19 protein-coding genes are annotated in these 17974 nt (G+C 60.4%); 11 read left to right on the forward strand and 8 right to left on the reverse strand.

Going from position 1 to position 17974, the window contains the following annotated elements; translation table 11 throughout:
- Positions 1-121 precede the first annotated feature (121 nt).
- From HU765_RS16515 to rluB, 4 genes are all read left to right on the forward strand, one after another.
- Complete coding sequence (locus HU765_RS16515; RefSeq protein ID WP_174245102.1) at positions 122-820, forward strand: ScpA family protein; 699 nt, start codon at positions 122-124, stop codon at positions 818-820.
- Positions 821-831: 11 nt separating this feature from the next.
- The gene (gene scpB / locus HU765_RS16520) at positions 832-1782 is read left to right on the forward strand and encodes an SMC-Scp complex subunit ScpB (RefSeq protein WP_186621746.1); all 951 of its coding nucleotides are present in this window, start codon (positions 832-834) and stop codon (positions 1780-1782) included.
- 144 nt (positions 1783-1926) lie between these two features.
- Complete coding sequence (locus HU765_RS16525) at positions 1927-2118, forward strand: DUF1289 domain-containing protein (protein WP_016771121.1); 192 nt, start codon at positions 1927-1929, stop codon at positions 2116-2118.
- Between the two features lie 143 nt (positions 2119-2261).
- Positions 2262-3482: a 23S rRNA pseudouridine(2605) synthase RluB gene (gene rluB / locus HU765_RS16530; protein WP_186550794.1), complete on the forward strand. Its 1221-nt coding sequence runs from the start codon at positions 2262-2264 to the stop codon at positions 3480-3482.
- Positions 3483-3659: 177 nt separating this feature from the next.
- Here rluB and HU765_RS16535 read toward each other — a convergent pair whose 3' ends face one another.
- A complete protein-coding gene (locus tag HU765_RS16535; RefSeq protein ID WP_186621748.1) occupies positions 3660-4625 on the reverse strand; it encodes a leucyl aminopeptidase in 966 nt (321 codons plus the stop codon).
- Between the two features lie 71 nt (positions 4626-4696).
- On the reverse strand, positions 4697-4834 hold the full coding sequence (locus HU765_RS16540) for a hypothetical protein (RefSeq protein ID WP_003222780.1): 138 nt from the start codon (positions 4832-4834) through the stop codon (positions 4697-4699).
- A gap of 893 nt (positions 4835-5727) precedes the next feature.
- Between HU765_RS16540 and HU765_RS16545 the strand changes: the two genes are divergently transcribed.
- The gene (locus tag HU765_RS16545) at positions 5728-7140 is read left to right on the forward strand and encodes an amino acid permease (RefSeq protein ID WP_186621750.1); all 1413 of its coding nucleotides are present in this window, start codon (positions 5728-5730) and stop codon (positions 7138-7140) included.
- A 228-nt stretch (positions 7141-7368) separates the two neighbouring features.
- The gene (gene arfB, locus HU765_RS16550; RefSeq protein WP_186550788.1) at positions 7369-7782 is read left to right on the forward strand and encodes an alternative ribosome rescue aminoacyl-tRNA hydrolase ArfB; all 414 of its coding nucleotides are present in this window, start codon (positions 7369-7371) and stop codon (positions 7780-7782) included.
- Here the strand turns inward: arfB and HU765_RS16555 are convergent.
- The 6 genes from HU765_RS16555 to phhA all read right to left on the reverse strand — a co-directional run bounded on the left by HU765_RS16555 (position 7779) and on the right by phhA (position 12254).
- A complete protein-coding gene (locus HU765_RS16555) occupies positions 7779-8978 on the reverse strand; it encodes an MFS transporter (RefSeq protein WP_186621752.1) in 1200 nt (399 codons plus the stop codon). The two genes, arfB and HU765_RS16555, sit on opposite strands and share 4 nt — an antisense overlap.
- Positions 8979-9082: 104 nt before the next feature.
- Positions 9083-9265 carry a hypothetical protein gene (locus HU765_RS16560; RefSeq protein WP_186550784.1) on the reverse strand — a complete coding sequence of 61 codons (183 nt, stop codon included), beginning with the start codon at positions 9263-9265 and terminating at the stop codon, positions 9083-9085.
- 71 nt (positions 9266-9336) lie between these two features.
- Positions 9337-9468 carry a hypothetical protein gene (locus HU765_RS27045; protein WP_264082146.1) on the reverse strand — a complete coding sequence of 44 codons (132 nt, stop codon included), beginning with the start codon at positions 9466-9468 and terminating at the stop codon, positions 9337-9339.
- A gap of 336 nt (positions 9469-9804) precedes the next feature.
- Positions 9805-10998: an amino acid aminotransferase gene (locus tag HU765_RS16565; protein WP_186621754.1), complete on the reverse strand. Its 1194-nt coding sequence runs from the start codon at positions 10996-10998 to the stop codon at positions 9805-9807.
- Positions 10998-11354 (reverse strand): 4a-hydroxytetrahydrobiopterin dehydratase, encoded by a 357-nt coding sequence (locus tag HU765_RS16570; protein WP_003222798.1) that lies wholly within the window; start codon positions 11352-11354, stop codon positions 10998-11000. Before HU765_RS16570 ends, HU765_RS16565 begins: the two co-directional genes overlap by 1 nt.
- 108 nt (positions 11355-11462) lie before the next feature.
- The gene (phhA, locus tag HU765_RS16575; RefSeq protein WP_186550780.1) at positions 11463-12254 is read right to left on the reverse strand and encodes a phenylalanine 4-monooxygenase; all 792 of its coding nucleotides are present in this window, start codon (positions 12252-12254) and stop codon (positions 11463-11465) included.
- A 371-nt stretch (positions 12255-12625) separates the two neighbouring features.
- On the opposite strand from phhA, the gene HU765_RS16580 reads away from it, so the two are divergent.
- The 5 genes from HU765_RS16580 to HU765_RS16600 all read left to right on the forward strand — a co-directional run bounded on the left by HU765_RS16580 (position 12626) and on the right by HU765_RS16600 (position 17968).
- Positions 12626-14188 (forward strand): sigma-54-dependent transcriptional regulator, encoded by a 1563-nt coding sequence (locus tag HU765_RS16580; protein ID WP_186621757.1) that lies wholly within the window; start codon positions 12626-12628, stop codon positions 14186-14188.
- Positions 14189-14532: 344 nt separating this feature from the next.
- Positions 14533-15273, forward strand: a complete 741-nt coding sequence (locus HU765_RS16585) for a flagellar basal body rod protein FlgF (protein ID WP_186550776.1) — start codon at positions 14533-14535, stop codon at positions 15271-15273.
- Between the two features lie 45 nt (positions 15274-15318).
- Positions 15319-16104 carry a flagellar basal-body rod protein FlgG gene (gene flgG, locus HU765_RS16590; RefSeq protein WP_186550774.1) on the forward strand — a complete coding sequence of 262 codons (786 nt, stop codon included), beginning with the start codon at positions 15319-15321 and terminating at the stop codon, positions 16102-16104.
- Positions 16105-16156: 52 nt separating this feature from the next.
- On the forward strand, positions 16157-16852 hold the full coding sequence (gene flgH, locus HU765_RS16595; protein ID WP_186621758.1) for a flagellar basal body L-ring protein FlgH: 696 nt from the start codon (positions 16157-16159) through the stop codon (positions 16850-16852).
- 27 nt (positions 16853-16879) lie between these two features.
- A complete protein-coding gene (locus HU765_RS16600) occupies positions 16880-17968 on the forward strand; it encodes a flagellar basal body P-ring protein FlgI (RefSeq protein ID WP_225922843.1) in 1089 nt (362 codons plus the stop codon).
- Positions 17969-17974: the final 6 nt, after the last annotated feature.

Consider the following 17974-nt stretch of genomic DNA (forward strand, 5'->3'; position numbering starts at 1 on the left):
GTCCGCAGTGGAAACCGTGGTCGATCCCCAGGCCGGCGCTCAACAGGAGCTGCCGTTTGCCATGGTTTATGGCCAGGCGGTCATGGAAATGCCGCTGGACCTGTACATTCCGCCTGATGCGCTGGAAGTCTTCCTAGAAGCCTTCGAAGGCCCGCTCGACTTGCTGCTGTACCTGATCCGCAAACAGAACATCAATATTCTCGACATCCCGGTGGCGGAGATCACCCGCCAGTACATGGGCTATGTCGAGTTGATGCAGTCGGTGCGCCTGGAACTGGCCGCCGAATACCTGGTCATGGCCGCGATGCTGGCCGAGATCAAGTCGCGCATGCTCCTGCCTCGCGCCGAAACCGTCGAAGACGAAGAGGACGACCCGCGCGCCGAGCTGATCCGCCGCTTGCAGGAATATGAACGCTTCAAGGCGGCCGCCGAAGGTATCGATGGCCTGAGCCGGGTCGGCCGCGATGTGATCGTGCCCAGACTCGACGCGCCAGAAGCGCGGGCGCGCAAGCTGTTGCCCGATGTCGCGCTGGAAGAAATTCTGATGTGCATGGCCGAAGTGCTGCGCCGTGGCGACATGTTCGAAAGCCACCAGGTCAGCCGCGAGGCGTTGTCTACGCGCGAGCGCATGAGCGATGTGCTGGAACGGCTCAAGGGCGGCGGTTTTGTGCCATTTGTCGAACTGTTCACCGCCGAAGAGGGCCGCCTCGGTGTGGTAGTGACCTTTATGGCGATCCTTGAACTGGTCAAGGAATCCTTGGTCGAGCTGGTGCAGAATGAGCCGTTCGCCGCGATCCACGTGCGAGCCCGAGCCGAATAACGAGTCCAAACATGAACCTGACTGAACCCCGCGAGCTGGCGCCCCTGCTTGAAGCCTTTCTGTTGGCCTCGGGAAAACCGCAATCACTTGAGCGCCTGTTCGAACTGTTCGAAGAAGGCGAGCGGCCGGAGCCGGCGGTCTTCAAGAAAGCTTTGACCCTGCTCGGCAAGTCCTGCGAGGGCCGCGCCTTCGAACTCAAGGAAGTCTCGTCGGGCTATCGCCTGCAGATCCGCGAGAAGTTCTCGCCCTGGGTCGGTCGACTGTGGGAAGAGCGCCCGCAACGCTACTCGCGTGCCTTGCTGGAAACCATTGCGCTGATCGCCTACCGCCAGCCGATCACCCGTGGCGAAATCGAAGACGTGCGTGGCGTGGCGGTCAACAGCAACATCGTCAAGACTTTGCTGGAGCGCGAGTGGATTCGCGTCGTCGGCTACCGCGACGTGCCGGGCAAACCGGCGATGTTTGCCACGACCAAGGCGTTTCTCGATCACTTCAACCTGAAAAACCTTGAGGACCTGCCGCCGCTGGCCGAACTGCGCGAGATGGAAGCCGAGCCGGTGCTGGATTTCGACGACGCACCGGTGCCGCAGAGTCTGCAGGAACTGGCCGACGCCAGCGCCGAGCCGGAGGAAGAGAAGGAAGAAACCAGTTTCCATTCACTGCTGCTGGAACTGGACAGCATGGAAGAGGGGATCAAAACCGACTTCGACGATTTGCTGCGCGATGCGGCGGATGGCGAAGCGCCGGTGTCTGAGCCCGAGATCGCCGAGCCGGCGGTAGAAGTTGAACCGCCTGAAGCCGAACCGGAGGAAGACATTCTCGGTGTCGCCGAGGCCCGCGAGAAACTCCTGGCTGCCGTTGCCGCCCTCGAACTGCCAGAACCCGAACTCAGCGAAGAAGAAGCCGAAGCCCGCGCACTGGCCGAAGCCATCGAAGCCGAGCGGCGCGAATTCGAGGACTGACCCGATCACAAGAACACCGCCATCCCTTGTAGGAGTGAGCCTGCTCGCGATAGCGGTGTCTCTGACAAGAAGATGTCGACTGACACACCGCAATCGCGAGCAGGCTCACTCCTACAAGGGATCTGTGTTTTTCTGGAGAACGCGATGAGCTCAACCAAGGACCCCTGCATCAGCCTCTGCAAATTCTCCGACGACATCTGCCTCGGTTGTGGCCGCAGCAAGCGCGAGATCAAGGCCTGGAAGAAGCTCGACAAGGACGACAAGCGCACGGTGCTGGCCGAAGCCGCGTTGCGCCTGATCAAACTGGGCGGTGCCGGTCGGCGGAAAAAGAAATAACTGTCGATCGATCAGCTAGTCTCTGATGCGCGATGGCGCACATCCGCGTATGATTCGCGACCCTTCGGCGATCCCTTCGCCCGAAAACACAGTTTTCAATGCTTCAGGCGCCGCCTGAACAGACCACACCGGGAGGTGCCCAGATGAGTGACATCAATCAGAAAGACGACCAGGAAATCGGCCCAGCAGGCGAAAAACTGCAGAAAGTCCTCGCCCGTATCGGCGTCGGCTCGCGCCGTGACGTCGAAGCCTGGATCAGCCAGGGCCGGATCAAGGTCAATGGCAAAGACGCCACCCTCGGCCTGCGCGTCGACATGCACGACGCCATCACCATCGATGGCAAGGTGATCAAACGCGAAGAGGCTGCCGAATCGGTGCGCCGCGTGATCATGTACAACAAGCCCGACGGCGAAATCTGCACCCGTGACGACCCGGAAGGCCGTCCGACCGTGTTCGACAAGCTGCCGCGTCCGAAAGAAGGCCGCTGGATCAACATTGGCCGTCTCGACATCAACACCACCGGTTTGCTGATGTTCACCACTGACGGTGAACTGGCCAACCGCCTGATGCACCCGTCCTACGAGATGGACCGCGAGTACGCCGTGCGTGTCCGTGGTGAAGTTGACGACGAGATGATTGAACGCCTCAAGGCTGGTGTGGTGCTGGAAGACGGCCCGGCCAAGTTCACCGACATCAAGCAGGCGCCGGGTGGCGAAGGCTTCAACCACTGGTATCACTGCGTGGTAATGGAAGGCCGCAACCGTGAAGTGCGTCGTCTGTGGGAATCGCAGGGTCTGGTGGTCAGCCGTCTGAAGCGCGTGCGTTTCGGTCCGGTGTTCCTCAACTCCGACTTGCCGATGGGCCGCTGGCGCGAAATGAGCCAGTACGAAGTCGACATCCTCAGTGCTGAAGTCGGCCTGACGCCGGTAGCCATGCCGCAACTGAACGCCAAGAGCAAGGACAAGCTGGAGCGTATGCAGCGTAAATCGTCGCGGCCGATGGCCAAGACCGAGCGCGTGCGCACCTTGCGCCCAGCCGCTGGCGCACCGACCGGTCCACGCCCAGGCCGCGAGCCGCAGATCGAAGGCGAGCGTCCAGGTCGCAAGCCGGTTGCCCGTGACGGCGAGCGCGCACCGCGTCCAGCCAATGGCCGTACCGAGCGTGGCGAACGTGGCGCGCCTGCCGGTCGCGGTACGCCGGTGGCTGATCGTCCAGCCGACACCACTAACAAGCGTCCGGCCAAACCGGCGCCGAAGCGTCCGGGGATCAAACTGGTCGACGGCGACAAGCCCTCGGGCAAGCGTCGCGGCGCACCGGCGGGCTCGGGTCAGCGTCCGGGGTTTGGTCGCAAGAAACCGGAGTGATCGGGTTTAGCGCCGAATGAAAAAACGCCAACCGCAGGGTTGGCGTTTTTTTTTCGTCTGACGCAACTCATGCAGCGTCTGACAGGGCTCTTTCGCGAGCAGGCTCGCTCCCACATTGGATCTGCGGCGTACACAAATCCCTGTGGGAGCGAGCCTGCTCGCGAAGGCGTCAGTCGCCTAAAACACAAAGCGCCCATCAAACACCGGCTTGTCATCCAGCGCCAACACCCCGCCAGAAAAGATCAGGTCCAGATGATGGCTGCCCTTGGCGCCACCGCCCAATCCCAGATGCAAGCCACAATGCCGCTCTTCAAACCCGGCATTGCGCGCATACAGGTCTTTCACGCCTTCATTGGTGCCAATCCCCAGTTCTTCGATCCGCCGGTTCGACGGGTTGGCGTCCAGGTATTTGCTGAAATCGTGCTCCAGCCCCGGTACGTCGGTGGCGATGCGGCTGATGGTCGAATTTTCGATCCACAACTCCAGTGGTGACTCCAGCACGCCGTATTTGCGCGCAAACGGAATGGTACTGAGAAAGGTGCCCTTGAATTTAACGTGGCCGTTGATGGCTTCGCTGTGGGTGGCGATTTCGCCGGGGGCGAGGTCGAAGTTGCCGACGCCGTTGATGTCGGTCCACTTCTTGATGCTGCTCATCGGTGTTTCGAACCACGAGCCGTGGTCATCCTTGAAGCTCAGCGTGGTCGCTTGGGACATGCGTTGGATCAGGTGACTGTTGAGTCCGGCAATGCGCTGCGGGGTAATGCTGAAAGTGTCGTAGAAATAGTCGCCATAATCCTTGAACAGCAGCGACTTCTTCCAGTTGTCCGCCATCACCGCTTGCAGAGCGCGGACGAACTCCGGGCCGTCGGGGCGCGGGTTGGGCAGGGTGGAAGAGTCGTAGAAGAAAATGTACAGATCGCTGTCGGCAATTGCCGTAGCCAGCGCTGCGGTGCTTTCCAGGTCCAGGCGTCGCGCGCTGAAGCGAAAGCGTGGATGCTCGCCGGCCTGTTCGGCGATGGCGCCGGTCAGGGCTTCGTAGTCGGCAGTGTGGCCGAGCAATACCTTCGCCGAGTCGAGGCCGGCAAGGGCGGGGTGATGTTCGAGGTAGTAAAGGAAATGCGAGATCGCGCGGGACTTATCCATGAATCCTCCCTGACTGACCGTGACGAAAGCGGCAGGCACGACCGGCCGGACCGTGCCTGCCCGGGGATGTGTTACAGAGGCCACATCGCCGTGCCGAACGGAACCACCGCGTCGGCTTGCATCATTTCCACGGCGGCCTCATGGGTCGGTGCTTCAAACCATTCGTCCAGTTGCAGTTCGGTATCCAAGTCTTTTTCCAGTGCTTGCATGGTCGATCTCCTAGATGACTTTCACGGTTTATGACTGACCGGTCGAGGTGGCCGGTGAGACGTGAAAAACCTAGTTGAGGCTTTTTGTTAATGCAAAATTTTATCCATTTAATTTTTAAATAGACTTTTTGTTCTGTTTTTCAGGATGGATTTTCTTATTTGAAAACAAAAAACTAAGCCGCTGGCTTCGATAGCAAGCTAGCTACCGTCAATATGCAGACATCCTTCGGAAATTTCTGATTCGGAAATTTTACGTTACGCCTCGTAAAGAAAACGTGACGAAATTGCCCGGTAACGGCTGGCATTTGCCTGCTCCTGCAAGGCTGTAAGGAAAATCTTCCGAAACCCGCCAGCGCAGGCGCCACGCAAGGCTCTGGCGCGCTTGTTTCCCGCGCTCGGGCAGGGTGTGATGCGCCCATGCCTGTCGTGCAGGCGCATAACAAGAAGGAGGCGCAATGAACGCCGCGACTGATTTCCACTTCTCCCCGTGGGACGGTTTGTTCCTCGTCCACGCCGATGGCCTGCAAAGGCCTGACTCAATTTTTGCAGCCGCCCGAGTGTCTCGAGGCGGATACACGCAATCCCGGCAACCGCCACGCTGATCCAGCGGGGTCTGGCAGCAGGGGGTTAGCGGTGTACAATGCGCCGCGTTTTAACTGTGACCCTCTGCGTAATCGCGCCAATCTCAAGGCTACCCGCCTTGTTCACTCCGCCGCGCCACAAGCGTGTCGGGTTCGATTTCGTCACAGATAAAAACAAACAGGTGACGCATGACCGTTGTAAATGAGCTGAACTCCTGGTGCCTGCGCTGGGGTTTGATCGGGGCTGCCTGAAATCGCAACCTTGCAGCAACGTCTACTGAACATCATCAAACCTTGCGTGAGACCTTTTTCATGAGTGGACAACCCTCGCAATCAGGCGAGCTTAAGCGCGGCCTGAAAAATCGCCACATTCAACTGATCGCCCTTGGTGGCGCGATCGGTACCGGCCTGTTCCTGGGATCTGCCGGGGTGCTGAAATCCGCCGGTCCATCGATGATCCTTGGCTACGCCATCTGCGGCTTCATCGCCTTCATGATCATGCGCCAGTTGGGCGAAATGATCGTCGAAGAGCCGGTGGCCGGCTCCTTCAGCCATTTCGCGCACAAGTACTGGGGCGGTTTCGCCGGTTTCCTGTCGGGCTGGAACTGCTGGATTCTGTACATTCTGGTGGGCATGTCGGAGCTGACCGCGGTCGGCAAGTACATCCATTACTGGGCACCGGACATTCCGACCTGGGCCTCCGCAGCGGCGTTCTTCGTGCTGATCAACGCGATCAACCTGGCCAACGTCAAGGTCTTCGGTGAAGCCGAATTCTGGTTCGCGATCATCAAAGTCGTCGCCATCGTCGGCATGATTGCCCTGGGCAGCTACTTGCTGGTCAGCGGCCACGGCGGCCCGCAAGCGTCGGTCAGCAACCTGTGGTCCCACGGCGGTTTCTTCCCGAACGGGGTGAGCGGTCTGGTGATGGCCATGGCGATCATCATGTTCTCCTTCGGTGGCCTGGAAATGCTCGGCTTCACCGCGGCTGAAGCCGACAAACCGAAAACCGTAATCCCGAAGGCGATCAATCAGGTGATCTACCGCATCCTGATTTTCTACATCGGCGCGCTGGTAATCCTGCTGTCGTTGACTCCGTGGGACAGCCTGCTGGAAACCCTCAATGCGTCCGGCGACTCCTACAGCGGCAGCCCGTTCGTGCAGGTGTTCTCGATGCTCGGTAGCAACACCGCCGCGCACATCCTCAATTTCGTCGTGTTGACCGCGGCGCTGTCGGTGTACAACAGCGGCACTTACTGCAACAGCCGCATGTTGCTGGGCATGGCCGAGCAGGGTGACGCGCCGAAAGGCCTGGCGAAGATCGACAAGCGCGGCGTGCCGGTGCGGTCGATCCTGGCCTCGGCGGCGGTGACGCTGGTGGCGGTGCTGCTCAACTACCTGATCCCGCAGCACGCGCTGGAACTGTTGATGTCGCTGGTGGTTGCAACGCTGGTGATCAACTGGGCGATGATCAGCTATTCGCACTTCAAGTTCCGCCAGCACATGAACAAGACGAAGCAGACGCCGCTGTTCAAGGCGCTGTGGTACCCGTACGGCAACTACATCTGCCTGGCGTTCGTTGCGTTCATCCTCGGCGTAATGTTGCTGATCCCGGGGATTCAGATCTCGGTGTACGCGATTCCGGTGTGGGTCGTGTTCATGTGGGTCTGCTACGTGGTCAAGAACAAACGCAGTGTGCAGCCGGTGGTGCCGGCGACGGCGAAATAACCTCGCAGGCAGAAACGACAAACCCGGCCAGCGTGCCGGGTTTGTCATTTCTGAGCCTCACACAAATCCACTGTAGGAGTGAGCCTGCTCGCGATAGCGGTGTGTCAGTCAATAAATATGAACCTGATATACCGCTATCGCGAGCAGGCTCACTCCTACAGGGGAACTCCAGCAGGCTTGCAATGGTTTTCGCGTTATCCTGCACCCTCTGAACACGGACGCTTTTCCATGCTGGTGATTTCCAACAATGTGCATCTGCCCGATGCCGAGATCGAACTGACGGCCATCCGCGCCCAGGGCGCTGGCGGGCAGAACGTCAACAAGGTCTCCAGCGCCGTGCACCTGCGCTTCGACATTCCCAACTCCTCGTTGCCGGAGTTCTACAAGGAGCGCCTGCTGGCGCTACGTGACAGTCGCATCACCAGCGACGGCGTGCTGATCATCAAGGCCCAGCAATACCGCACGCAGGAAGCCAATCGTGCCGATGCGCTGGAGCGGTTGGTCGAGTTGATTCAAAGCGCCACCAAAGTGGAAAAGAAGCGCCGCCCGACCAAGCCGACCCTCGGCTCGAAGAAGCGCCGCCTCGAATCGAAGACCAAGCGCGGCAGTATCAAGGCCGGACGCGGCAAGGTCGACTTCTAATCCTCGCGATATTTCGCCGTGTGCTTGTACAGATACACGCTCAACGCCAGACCGCTCAGGGCCGCAAAAGCGGCAAACAAAAAGATCGAGGCAAAACCGAACCCCGCCGCAATCGCCCCGGCTAACGGTCCGGTGATCCCCAGCGACAAATCGATGAACAGTGAATAGGCACCGACCGCCGCACCGCGGCTGGAAGCAGGCACCAGATTCACCGCTTCAACGCCCAGCGCAGGAAACACCAGCGAGAAGCCGAAGCCACTCAGCGCCGCGCCGGCCAAGGCCCAATTAGCGTCCGGTGCAATCCACAGCAGCAACAGGCCCAGGGTTTCCACCGACAGGCAAGCGATCGCCACGCGAAAGCCGCCGAGGCGGTTGATCAGGTTGCCGAACAACAGCCGTGCACCGATGAAGCTGGCGCCGAACAGGCTCAGGCACAGCACCGCGTTGTCCCAATGCTGCGTGGCGTAATACAGGGTGATGAAGGTGGCGATGGTGCCGAAACCGATCGAGCCCAGCGCCAGTCCGCAACCGTGGGGAAAGACTTTGCCGAGCACATGCATGAAGGGCAGGCGTTCACCGGAGACGATCGGCGCTGCGATCTTCGGCCACGCCAGCGCCAGGCCGAGCAGGGCGAGGAGGATGATGCTTACGCCCATGCTCCACAGGCCCAGCCTGCTGACCAGCCACACGCCAAACGGCGCGCCGATCGCCAGCGCGCCATAACTGGCGATGCCGTTCCAGGAAATCACCTTGGCCGTGTTCGCCGCGCCGACACGGCCGATACCCCAGCCAATCGAGCCGGAACCGACCAGACTTTCCGCGCTGCCCAGCACCAGCCGGCCGATCAGCAGGCTGATCAGGCTGAGCATCGGCAGGCTGTGCGTCCACGCCGAAATCAGCATGAACACACCGCTCAAGCCGCATCCGGCGAGGCCAATCATCACTGCCCGTTTACTGCCCTGGTTGTCGATGATCTTGCCGGCATACGGACGGCTGAGCAGGGTGGCGAGGTATTGCACGCTGATCACCAGCCCGGCGATCACTGCGCCAAAGCCCAGATCGCTGTGCACATAGCCCGGCAACACGGCGAGCGGAATGCCGATGTTCAGGTAACCGATAAAGGTGAAGAGGACGATGGAAACCACTTGCAGCGTAACCGCGAAGGGGCGCTGGGGTTCGGATATAGAGGGCGACATGGGTAACGATCCACAGGAGCAGCAGATTAGATAGGCTGCTCATGATACCGGCGTGAAACGATCAGGGGCGGGGAAAAGTAAAACTATTTGCCGGGGCGGCCGTTTCAGGATTTCGCCGGGGCGACCAATTGCGTGGTGACGAGAGCGGCGAGGGCGTTTTCTTCGCTGCCGAAACGTTCGAGCAGGGCGGCCTGTTTCTCAGGGGGAAGGCGATTCCAGATCTCGATCATTTTCTCGGTGGCGCCGATCAGCACGGCAGCTTGGCTTGCAGAAAATTCATCGGTCATGGCGGGCTCGGCTTCAGGCAGTGTGGAAAGCGCATCTTAGCGCTTTCCACACGGTCTGTACGGCGGGGACTTTACTCTTCGCTGTCGGCGTTGCGGCTGTCAGCGGCTTCTTGCGGCTCGGGCTGTTGGGCGCCGGCGTGTTGCGGGGTCGTCTGCTCAGGTACGTGCAGGCTTGGGAAGGGGAGATTAGGAATCTCGTGCATGGTCGCGCTCCTCGCTAAGTCTGTTGATAGATCAGGTGCTCCGCGCTTTTACAAAGCCTGCGCAGGATACAGCAGGAAAAATGACAATCAGACTTTTAATTCAGAATAATGCGACAGATGGCCGCAGGGCACGGAGGCCACCGCAAAAAACAAATGTGGGAGCGGGCTTTTGTGGTGAGGGGATTTACCCCCGATGGGCTGCGAAGCGGCCCCAGACCCTGCATTCGCGGAATGTCTGACACTCCGCGAGCAACGGTTTACGACTGCTGCGCAGCCGGTCTGGGATAAATCCCCTCACCACAGGGCCCGCTCCCACAGGGTTGTGTATTGCAGAAACTATTTACAGGCGTCAGCGATGGCGTCGGCCAGTAATGCGAGGCGGGTGGCGTCGATGCCGGCGACGTTTGCCCGGCCAGAGCTGACCATGTACACGCTGTGCCGCTCACGCAGGTTTTTCACTTGATCTGGTGACAGCCCGGTGTAAGAAAACATCCCACGCTGTACGCCAATGTGCGCAAAGCGTTCGCGCAAACCATGCGGTTCCAGCGCTTCGACCAGACCGCTGCGCAATTGCGCGATACGCAGTCGCATGGCTTCCACCTCATCGGCCCAGCGCGCTTTCAGCTCTGGATCGGCGAGGATGGTCGCGACTACCGCCGCGCCGTGATCCGGCGGCGTCGACCACAGGTTGCGGGCGATGTTGGCCAGTTGGCTGCGGATGTCGATGAGCTTGTCGGCGCTTTTTGCACAGACGATCAGCGCACCGGTGCGGTCGCGATAGAGGCCGAAGTTCTTCGAGCAAGAACTGGTGATCAGCACCTCCGGAATTTCGGCGGCGAACAAGCGCGTCGACCACGCGTCCTGCTCCAGGCCATCGCCAAAGCCCTGGTAGGCAAAGTCGATCAGCGGCAGCAGATTACGGCTGCGCACCACCTCAAGCACCCGCTTCCAGTCGTCATGGCTCAGGTCAAAACCGGTCGGGTTGTGGCAGCAGGCATGCAGCAGCACCACGTCACCCTTGGGCACTTCCTTGAGCACGGCGAGCATGGCTTCGACATCGAGGCGGTTGTCGCTGCCCACGTACGGGTAGTGACTGACCTTGACCTCGGCGGCAGCGAAAATGGTTTCGTGGATAGGCCAGGTCGGGTTGCTCAACCACACGCCCTTGCCCGGCAGGCATTGAGCGATGAAGTCCGCAGCCAGACGCAACGCACCGGTGCCGCCCGGGGTCTGGGTGACGCCGGCGCGTTGTTCGCTGATCAGTGGCGAGTCGGCGCCCAGCACCAGCTCGTTGATGACCTTGCCGAACAGCGGGTTGCCGTGGCCACCGATGTAGGTTTTGGTGTCCTGGCTTTCGACCAGCCGCGCTTCGGCGATTTTCACCGCTTCAGGGATCGGCGTCAGGCCCTGGGCATCCTTGTAGACGCCAACGCCGAGGTCGAACTTGCGCGGATTGCTGTCCTGCGCATACGCCTCCATCAAGCCGAGGATCGGGTCGCCGGGCACCCGGGCGATGGCGTCGAAGTGCATTACTTGCGTCCTTCTGCGGTCTTGGCCACTTCGTCAGTGCGCGCGGCCATGATGAAGTCGTTGCGGTGCAGGCCTTTGATCGAATGGCTCCACCAGGTCACGGTGACTTTGCCCCATTCGGTCAGCAGGCCCGGGTGGTGGCCTTCGGCCTCGGAAATCTCGCCGACGGCATTGGTGAAAGCCAGCGCGTGTTTGAAATTCTTGAACAGGAAGACTTTTTCCAGCTGCATGATGCTGTCGCGCACTTCGATGTTCCAGTCAGGGATCTGCTTGATCAGGATCGGCAGTTCTTCGTCGCTGACTTGTGGCGCATCGGCGCGGCAGGCTTCGCAGTGGGCTTGGTTCAAAGTGGACATGGTGTATTCCTGAAATCGAGTGTGTTTTTTTTATTAAAGCGTATATGCCGTCACGCTAAAGCAAAGTGACGGCGACTGACAGACGCAATTGTCAGCAAAAGTCGCGGTTCAGGCGGCTTTGGGTTTCGGCGGAAATTTCGGCGCGTGCAAGCCCAGCTGCATGCCCTGGCGGACCATGGCCATGATGTCTTCATGAGCGACGTCGAACAGGCGCTTGAGGTTCGGCAGGACAAAGTACAGCGGTTGCAGGATGTCGATGCGATAGGGCGTGCGCATGGCTTCCAGCGGATCGAAGGCTTGATGCTCAGGCTCGTCCGACAGGCAGTAAACGGTTTCTTTCGGCGAGGACAGAATTCCGCCACCGTAAATGCGCTTGCCTTGCGGAGTGTCGACCAAGCCGAATTCGATGGTCATCCAGTACAGCCGCGCCAGGTACACGCGCTCTTCCTTGGTCGCTTGCAGGCCGAGTTTGCCGTAGGTGTGGGTGAATTCAGCGAACCACGGGTTGGTCAGCAGCGGGCAGTGGCCGAAGATCTCGTGGAAAATATCCGGCTCTTGCAGATAGTCCAGTTCTTCGCGGGTGCGAATGAAAGTCGCCACCGGAAATTGCTTGCTGGCGAGCAGTTCAAAAAAGGTCTGGAAGGGAATCAGCGCCGGCACCCGGGCGACCTGCCAGCCGGTGGTCTCGCCGAGCACTTTATTGATCTCGCCGAGCTGCGGGATGCGGTCGTGGGGCAGACCGAGTTTTTCGATACCGTCCAGGTATTCCTGGCACGCACGGCCCTCGATCACTTTCAACTGGCGAGTGATCAGCGTGTTCCACACCGCGTGTTCTTCGGCGGGGTAGTCGATAAAACCTTGCGCATCGGGCTCGCGGGCCACGTATTGCGTCTGCTTCATGCTGCTCTCCTGCTAGGGGAATTCGTTTTTGTTATGTCCAGCGATGGCTCAAGGATTACCCGAGAGTGGCAGGAGATGCAGCACGTTTAAACGCAGTCATGTAGGAAAATTCGGCTAATTTCGTAAAGTTATCGTTACGCTTTGTCGGCTAATCAGCATTTGCAGTGATTGGCAGGTTTGAAAATGGCTAGTGCTGTCACATAATCTTGACAACTATCTGCGTGCCTCGACAGAAAGTCGGGCACCAATCCCTTGTAGGAGTGAGCCTGCTCGCGATAGCGGTGGGCCAGCTAAAAATGATGTGACTGATATACCGCTATCGCGAGCAGGCTCACTCCTACAGGTTCTCCGTCGTTCATTCAGGTGTTTTTATGCGCATCAAAGTCCACTGCCAGAACCGCATCGGCATCCTGCGCGACATCCTCAATCTGCTGGTGGCGTACGGCATCAACGTCGCGCGCGGTGAGGTTGGCGGCGAGCATGGCAACGCGATCTATCTGCATTGCCCGAACCTGATCAACATTCAATTCCAGGCCTTGCGCCCCAAGTTCGAGGCGATTGCCGGGGTGTTTGGCGTCAAGCGCGTCGGGCTGATGCCCAGCGAGCGTCGGCACATGGAGTTGAACGCGTTGCTTGGGGCGCTGGAGTTTCCGGTGCTGTCGATCGACATGGGCGGCTCGATTGTCGCGGCCAACCGCGCGGCGGCGCAGTTGCTCGGGGTACGCGTCGATGAGGTGCCGGGGATTGCGCTGTCGCGCTACGCCGAGGATTTCGACTTGCCGGAGTTGGTGCGCGCGAACAAGTCGCGGATCAACGGCATGCGAGTCAAGGTCAAGGGCGACGTCTTTCTCGCCGACATCGCGCCGTTGCAATCGGAGCATGACGACAGCGAGGCCATGGCCGGAGCCGTTCTGACCCTGCACCGCGCCGACCGCGTCGGCGAGCGCATCTATAACGTGCGCAAGCAGGAACTGCGTGGCTTCGACAGCATCTTTCAGAGTTCCAAAGTCATGGCTGCCGTGGTCCGTGAAGCGCGGCGCATGGCACCACTGGATGCGCCGTTATTGATTGAAGGCGAAACCGGCACCGGCAAGGAATTGCTGGCGCGCGCCTGTCACCTGGCGAGTCCGCGCGGGCAGTCGCCGTTGATGGCGCTCAACTGTGCAGGGCTGCCGGAATCGATGGCCGAGACCGAATTGTTCGGCTACGGCCCCGGTGCTTTCGAAGGCGCGCGTGCCGAAGGCAAACTTGGCCTGCTGGAATTGACCGCAGGCGGCACGCTGTTTCTCGACGGTGTCGGCGAGATGAGCCCGCGCTTGCAGGTCAAACTGCTGCGCTTTCTGCAGGACGGTTGCTTCCGCCGCGTCGGCAGCGACGAAGAGGTCTATCTGGATGTGCGAGTGATCTGCGCGACCCAAGTGGATTTGTCTGAATTGTGCGCGCGCGGCGAGTTTCGCCAGGACCTGTACCACCGCCTGAACGTCTTGTCGCTGCACATCCCGCCGCTGCGCGAATGCCTCGACGGGTTGACGCCGCTGGTGGAACACTTTCTCGATCAGGCCAGCCGGCAGATCGGTTGCCCGTTGCCGAAACTGGCCCCGGCGGCGATGGATCGCCTTAGTCATTACCACTGGCCGGGCAACGTGCGGCAATTGGAGAACGTGCTGTTTCAAGCGGTGTCGCTGTGCGAGGGCGGTACGGTCAAGGCCGAGCATATTCGTCTGCCGGATTACGGCGTGCGTCAGCCGCTTGGCGATTTTTCGCTGGAGGGTGGCCTGGACGAGATCGTCGGGCGCTTCGAAAAAGCGGTGCTGGAGCGCCTGTATTCTGAGCATCCGAGCAGTCGCCAGTTGGGTAAGCGGCTCGGCGTTTCGCATACCACCATTGCCAACAAGCTGCGTGAGTATGAAGTGGGCAAGAACCCCGAAAGCTGAATGCAGTCTCTGTGGCGAGGGGATTTATCCCCGTTGGGTGGCGAAGCCGCCCCGGTTTTCCTGCAGGACGACCTCATTTGCAGGCTTTGCGACTGCTGCGCAGCCGAACGGGGATAAATCCCCTCGCCACAAGATTTCCGTCACCCGCCAAACTTGGGATTGCCGCGCAGCGGCATGACACCGCCGGTTTTTCGTCTTCGACACATTTCAAATTTCCCCTGTAAGCCCCTCAAGTCCCCTGTTTACCGGGCCTTCGTCCGCCAATAAAAAGTTGGTCTGCAAATTGCTTATGGCTCAGCAGTACAGCAGTGGGCGGCAAACGTCCGGCATGCAGAGGAAAGAGCGTGGACAAGTACCTTTATGTGGCAATGACCGGCGCCAGCCAGAACGCACTGGCGCAGCGGGCGCATGCCAACAACCTGGCGAACATCTCCACCAACGGTTTTCAGCGCGACCTGGAGCAGGCGCGTTCGATGCCGGTATTTGGTGACAGCTTTCCGGCGCGCGCGTTTGCCATGAGCGAACGGCCGGCCACTGACTTCTCGCCAGGCTCGCTGGTGGAAACCGGTCGCGACCTCGATGTCGCTGTGACCGGCAACGGTTTTATCGCCGTGCAGAACCCCAACGGTGGCGAAAGCTACGTGCGCACCGGCAGTCTCAACATTGATGCCCTCGGCGTCTTGCGCGCCGGCAACGGCATGCCGGTGATCGGCAATGGCGGGCCGATTGCCGTGCCTCCGGAGCAGCAGGTCGAAGTCGGCGAAGACGGCACCATCAGCATCCGGGCGATGGGCGAAGGCCCGCGTGTCATGGCCGAAGTCGACCGCATCAAGCTGGTCAACCCGGACATCAAGAACATGAACAAAGGCCTCGACGGTTCGATTTACACCAAGGACGGCCAGCCGGCCCAGGCCGATGCCAACGTCAAACTGGTTTCGGGTTTCCTTGAGTCGAGCAACGTCAATGCCGTGGAAGAAATGACCTCGGTGCTGGCCCTGGCCAAGCAGTTCGAGTTGCACGTCAAGATGATGAACACCGCCAAAGACGACGACCAGGCCATGGCTCGGGTCTTGCAGATCAGCTAATTATCAGAACGTCGCGCCGTAAAACAGGCGCACGAGGAGAATCGAATGCTTCCGGCTCTATGGGTTGCCAAAACCGGTCTGTCCGCCCAGGACACCAACCTGACCACCATTTCCAACAACCTGGCGAACGTCTCGACCACGGGTTTCAAACGTGACCGCGCCGAGTTCCAGGACCTGCTCTATCAGATCAAGCGTCAGCCAGGCGCCCAGTCGACCCAGGACAGCGAATTGCCGTCGGGTCTGCAAGTGGGTACCGGCGTGCGCATTGTCGGCACGCAGAAAAACTTCACTGCCGGCAGCCTGCAAACCACCGAGCAGCCGCTGGACATGGCCATCGACGGTCGCGGTTTCTTCCAGATTCTGCAGCCGGACGGCACCACGTCCTACACCCGTGACGGTACTTTTCACCTCGACTCCAATGGCCAGATCGTCAACGCCAGCGGTTTCGCTCTGGAGCCGGCGATTGTTATCCCGAACGACGCGCAGACCTTCACTGTCGGCCGCGACGGCACCGTTTCCGTCACCATCGCCGGCAACCCGGCGTCGCAAGTGATCGGCAACCTGCAAACCGCCGACTTCATCAACCCGGCCGGTCTGCAAGCCGTGGGCAACAACCTGTTCCTGGAAACCGCGGCTTCCGGCGCGCCGCAAGTCGGCACACCAGGCCTGGCCGGTTTCGGTACCACGCTGCAGAACACCCTGGAAACCTCCAACGTCAGCACCGTGGAAGAGATGGTCAACATGATCACCACGCAACGCGCTTACGAGATGAATTCCAAGGTGATCTCCACCGCCGACCAGATGCTCTCGTTCGTAACGCAGAATCTGTAATCAAGTCTTTGGGGCGACCGCAGGGTCGCCGGCAACACCGTGAGGTAGGGTCATGAATCGCTTTGTATCTGTTCTGGCATTGAGTGGGGTCGTCTCGCTCGCGGGCTGCGTCGCTCCGACGCCCAAGCCCAATGACCCTTACTACGCGCCGGTGTTGCCGCGCACGCCGTTGCCGGCGGCGGCCAACAATGGCTCGATCTATCAGGCCGGTTTCGAGCAGAACCTGTACAGCGACCGCAAGGCGTTCCGCGTCGGTGACATCATCACCATCACCCTGAACGAGCGCACCCAGGCGAGCAAGAACGCCAACTCGCAGACGGACAAGAACAGCGATAACTCGGTCGGCCTGACCTCGTTGTTCGGCTCCAGCCTGACCACCAACAACCCGATTGGTGGCGGTGACTTGAGCCTGAACGCCGGCTACAGCGCCGACCGTTCGACCAAGGGCGACGCCAAATCCGGACAGAGCAACAGCCTGACCGGTTCGATCACCGTGACGGTGGCTGACGTTTTGCCCAACGGCATCATCGCCGTGCGTGGCGAGAAGTGGTTGACCCTCAATACCGGTGACGAACTGGTGCGCATCGCCGGTCTGGTCCGCGCCGATGACATCGCCACCGACAACACCGTGTCGTCGACCCGTGTCGCCGATGCACGCATCACCTACTCGGGCACTGGCGCGTTTGCCGATGCGAGTCAGCCAGGCTGGTTCGACCGTTTCTTCCTCAGCCCGCTGTTCCCTTTCTAGGTGGCGACTTTGAATTTCAAGAGCCTTATGGTCGCTGCGCTGTTCCTGTCGGCGGCCTTCAACGCCCACGCCGAGCGGCTGAAAGACATCGCCAGCATTTCCGGCGTGCGCTCCAACCAGTTGATCGGCTACGGCCTGGTGGTCGGGCTTAACGGCACCGGTGACCAGACGACGCAGACCCCGTTCACCCTGCAGACCTTTAACAACATGCTCTCGCAGTTCGGCATCAAGGTGCCACCGGGCTCGGGCAACGTGCAATTGAAGAACGTCGCGGCGGTGTCGATCAGTGCCGATCTGCCGGCGTTCGCCAAGCCGGGTCAACAGGTCGATATCACTGTGTCCTCGATCGGTAACTCCAAGAGCCTGCGCGGCGGCACCCTGTTGCTGACCCCGCTCAAGGGCATCGACGGCAACGTCTATGCCGTGGCCCAGGGCAACCTGGTGGTCGGTGGTTTCGACGCTGAGGGCCGTGACGGTTCGAAGATCACGGTCAACGTTCCCTCGGCCGGTCGCATTCCCGGCGGTGCCTCGGTGGAGCGCTCCGTACCGAGCGGTTTCAACCAGGGCAACAGCCTGACGCTGAACCTCAATCGTTCCGACTTCACCACCGCCAAACGTATCGTCGACAAGATCAACGACATGCTCGGCCCGGGTGTTGCGCAAGCCATCGACGGCGGTTCGATCCGCGTCACCGCACCGCTCGATCCGAGCCAGCGCGTCGACTACCTGTCGATCCTGGAAAACCTCGAAGTCGATCCGGGACAGGCGGTGGCGAAAGTCATCATCAACTCGCGCACCGGCACCATCGTCATCGGCCAGAACGTGAAAGTCTCGCCGGCCGCCGTCACCCACGGCAGCCTGACCGTGACCATCACCGAAGACCCGATTGTCAGCCAGCCGGGCCCGCTGTCCAACGGCCAGACTGCTGTCGTGCCGCGTTCGCGGGTGAATGCCGAACAGGAAGCCAAGCCGATGTTCAAGTTCGGCCCGGGCACCACGCTGGATGAAATCGTCCGGGCGGTGAACCAGGTCGGCGCAGCGCCAGGTGACTTGATGGCAATTCTCGAAGCACTGAAACAGGCCGGCGCGTTGCAAGCCGACCTGATCGTGATCTGAGGCTGC

Origin of the sequence: Pseudomonas sp. SWRI81 (assembly GCF_014268545.1) — a bacterium.
In the GTDB taxonomy this organism is placed as follows: domain Bacteria; phylum Pseudomonadota; class Gammaproteobacteria; order Pseudomonadales; family Pseudomonadaceae; genus Aquipseudomonas; species Aquipseudomonas hamedanensis.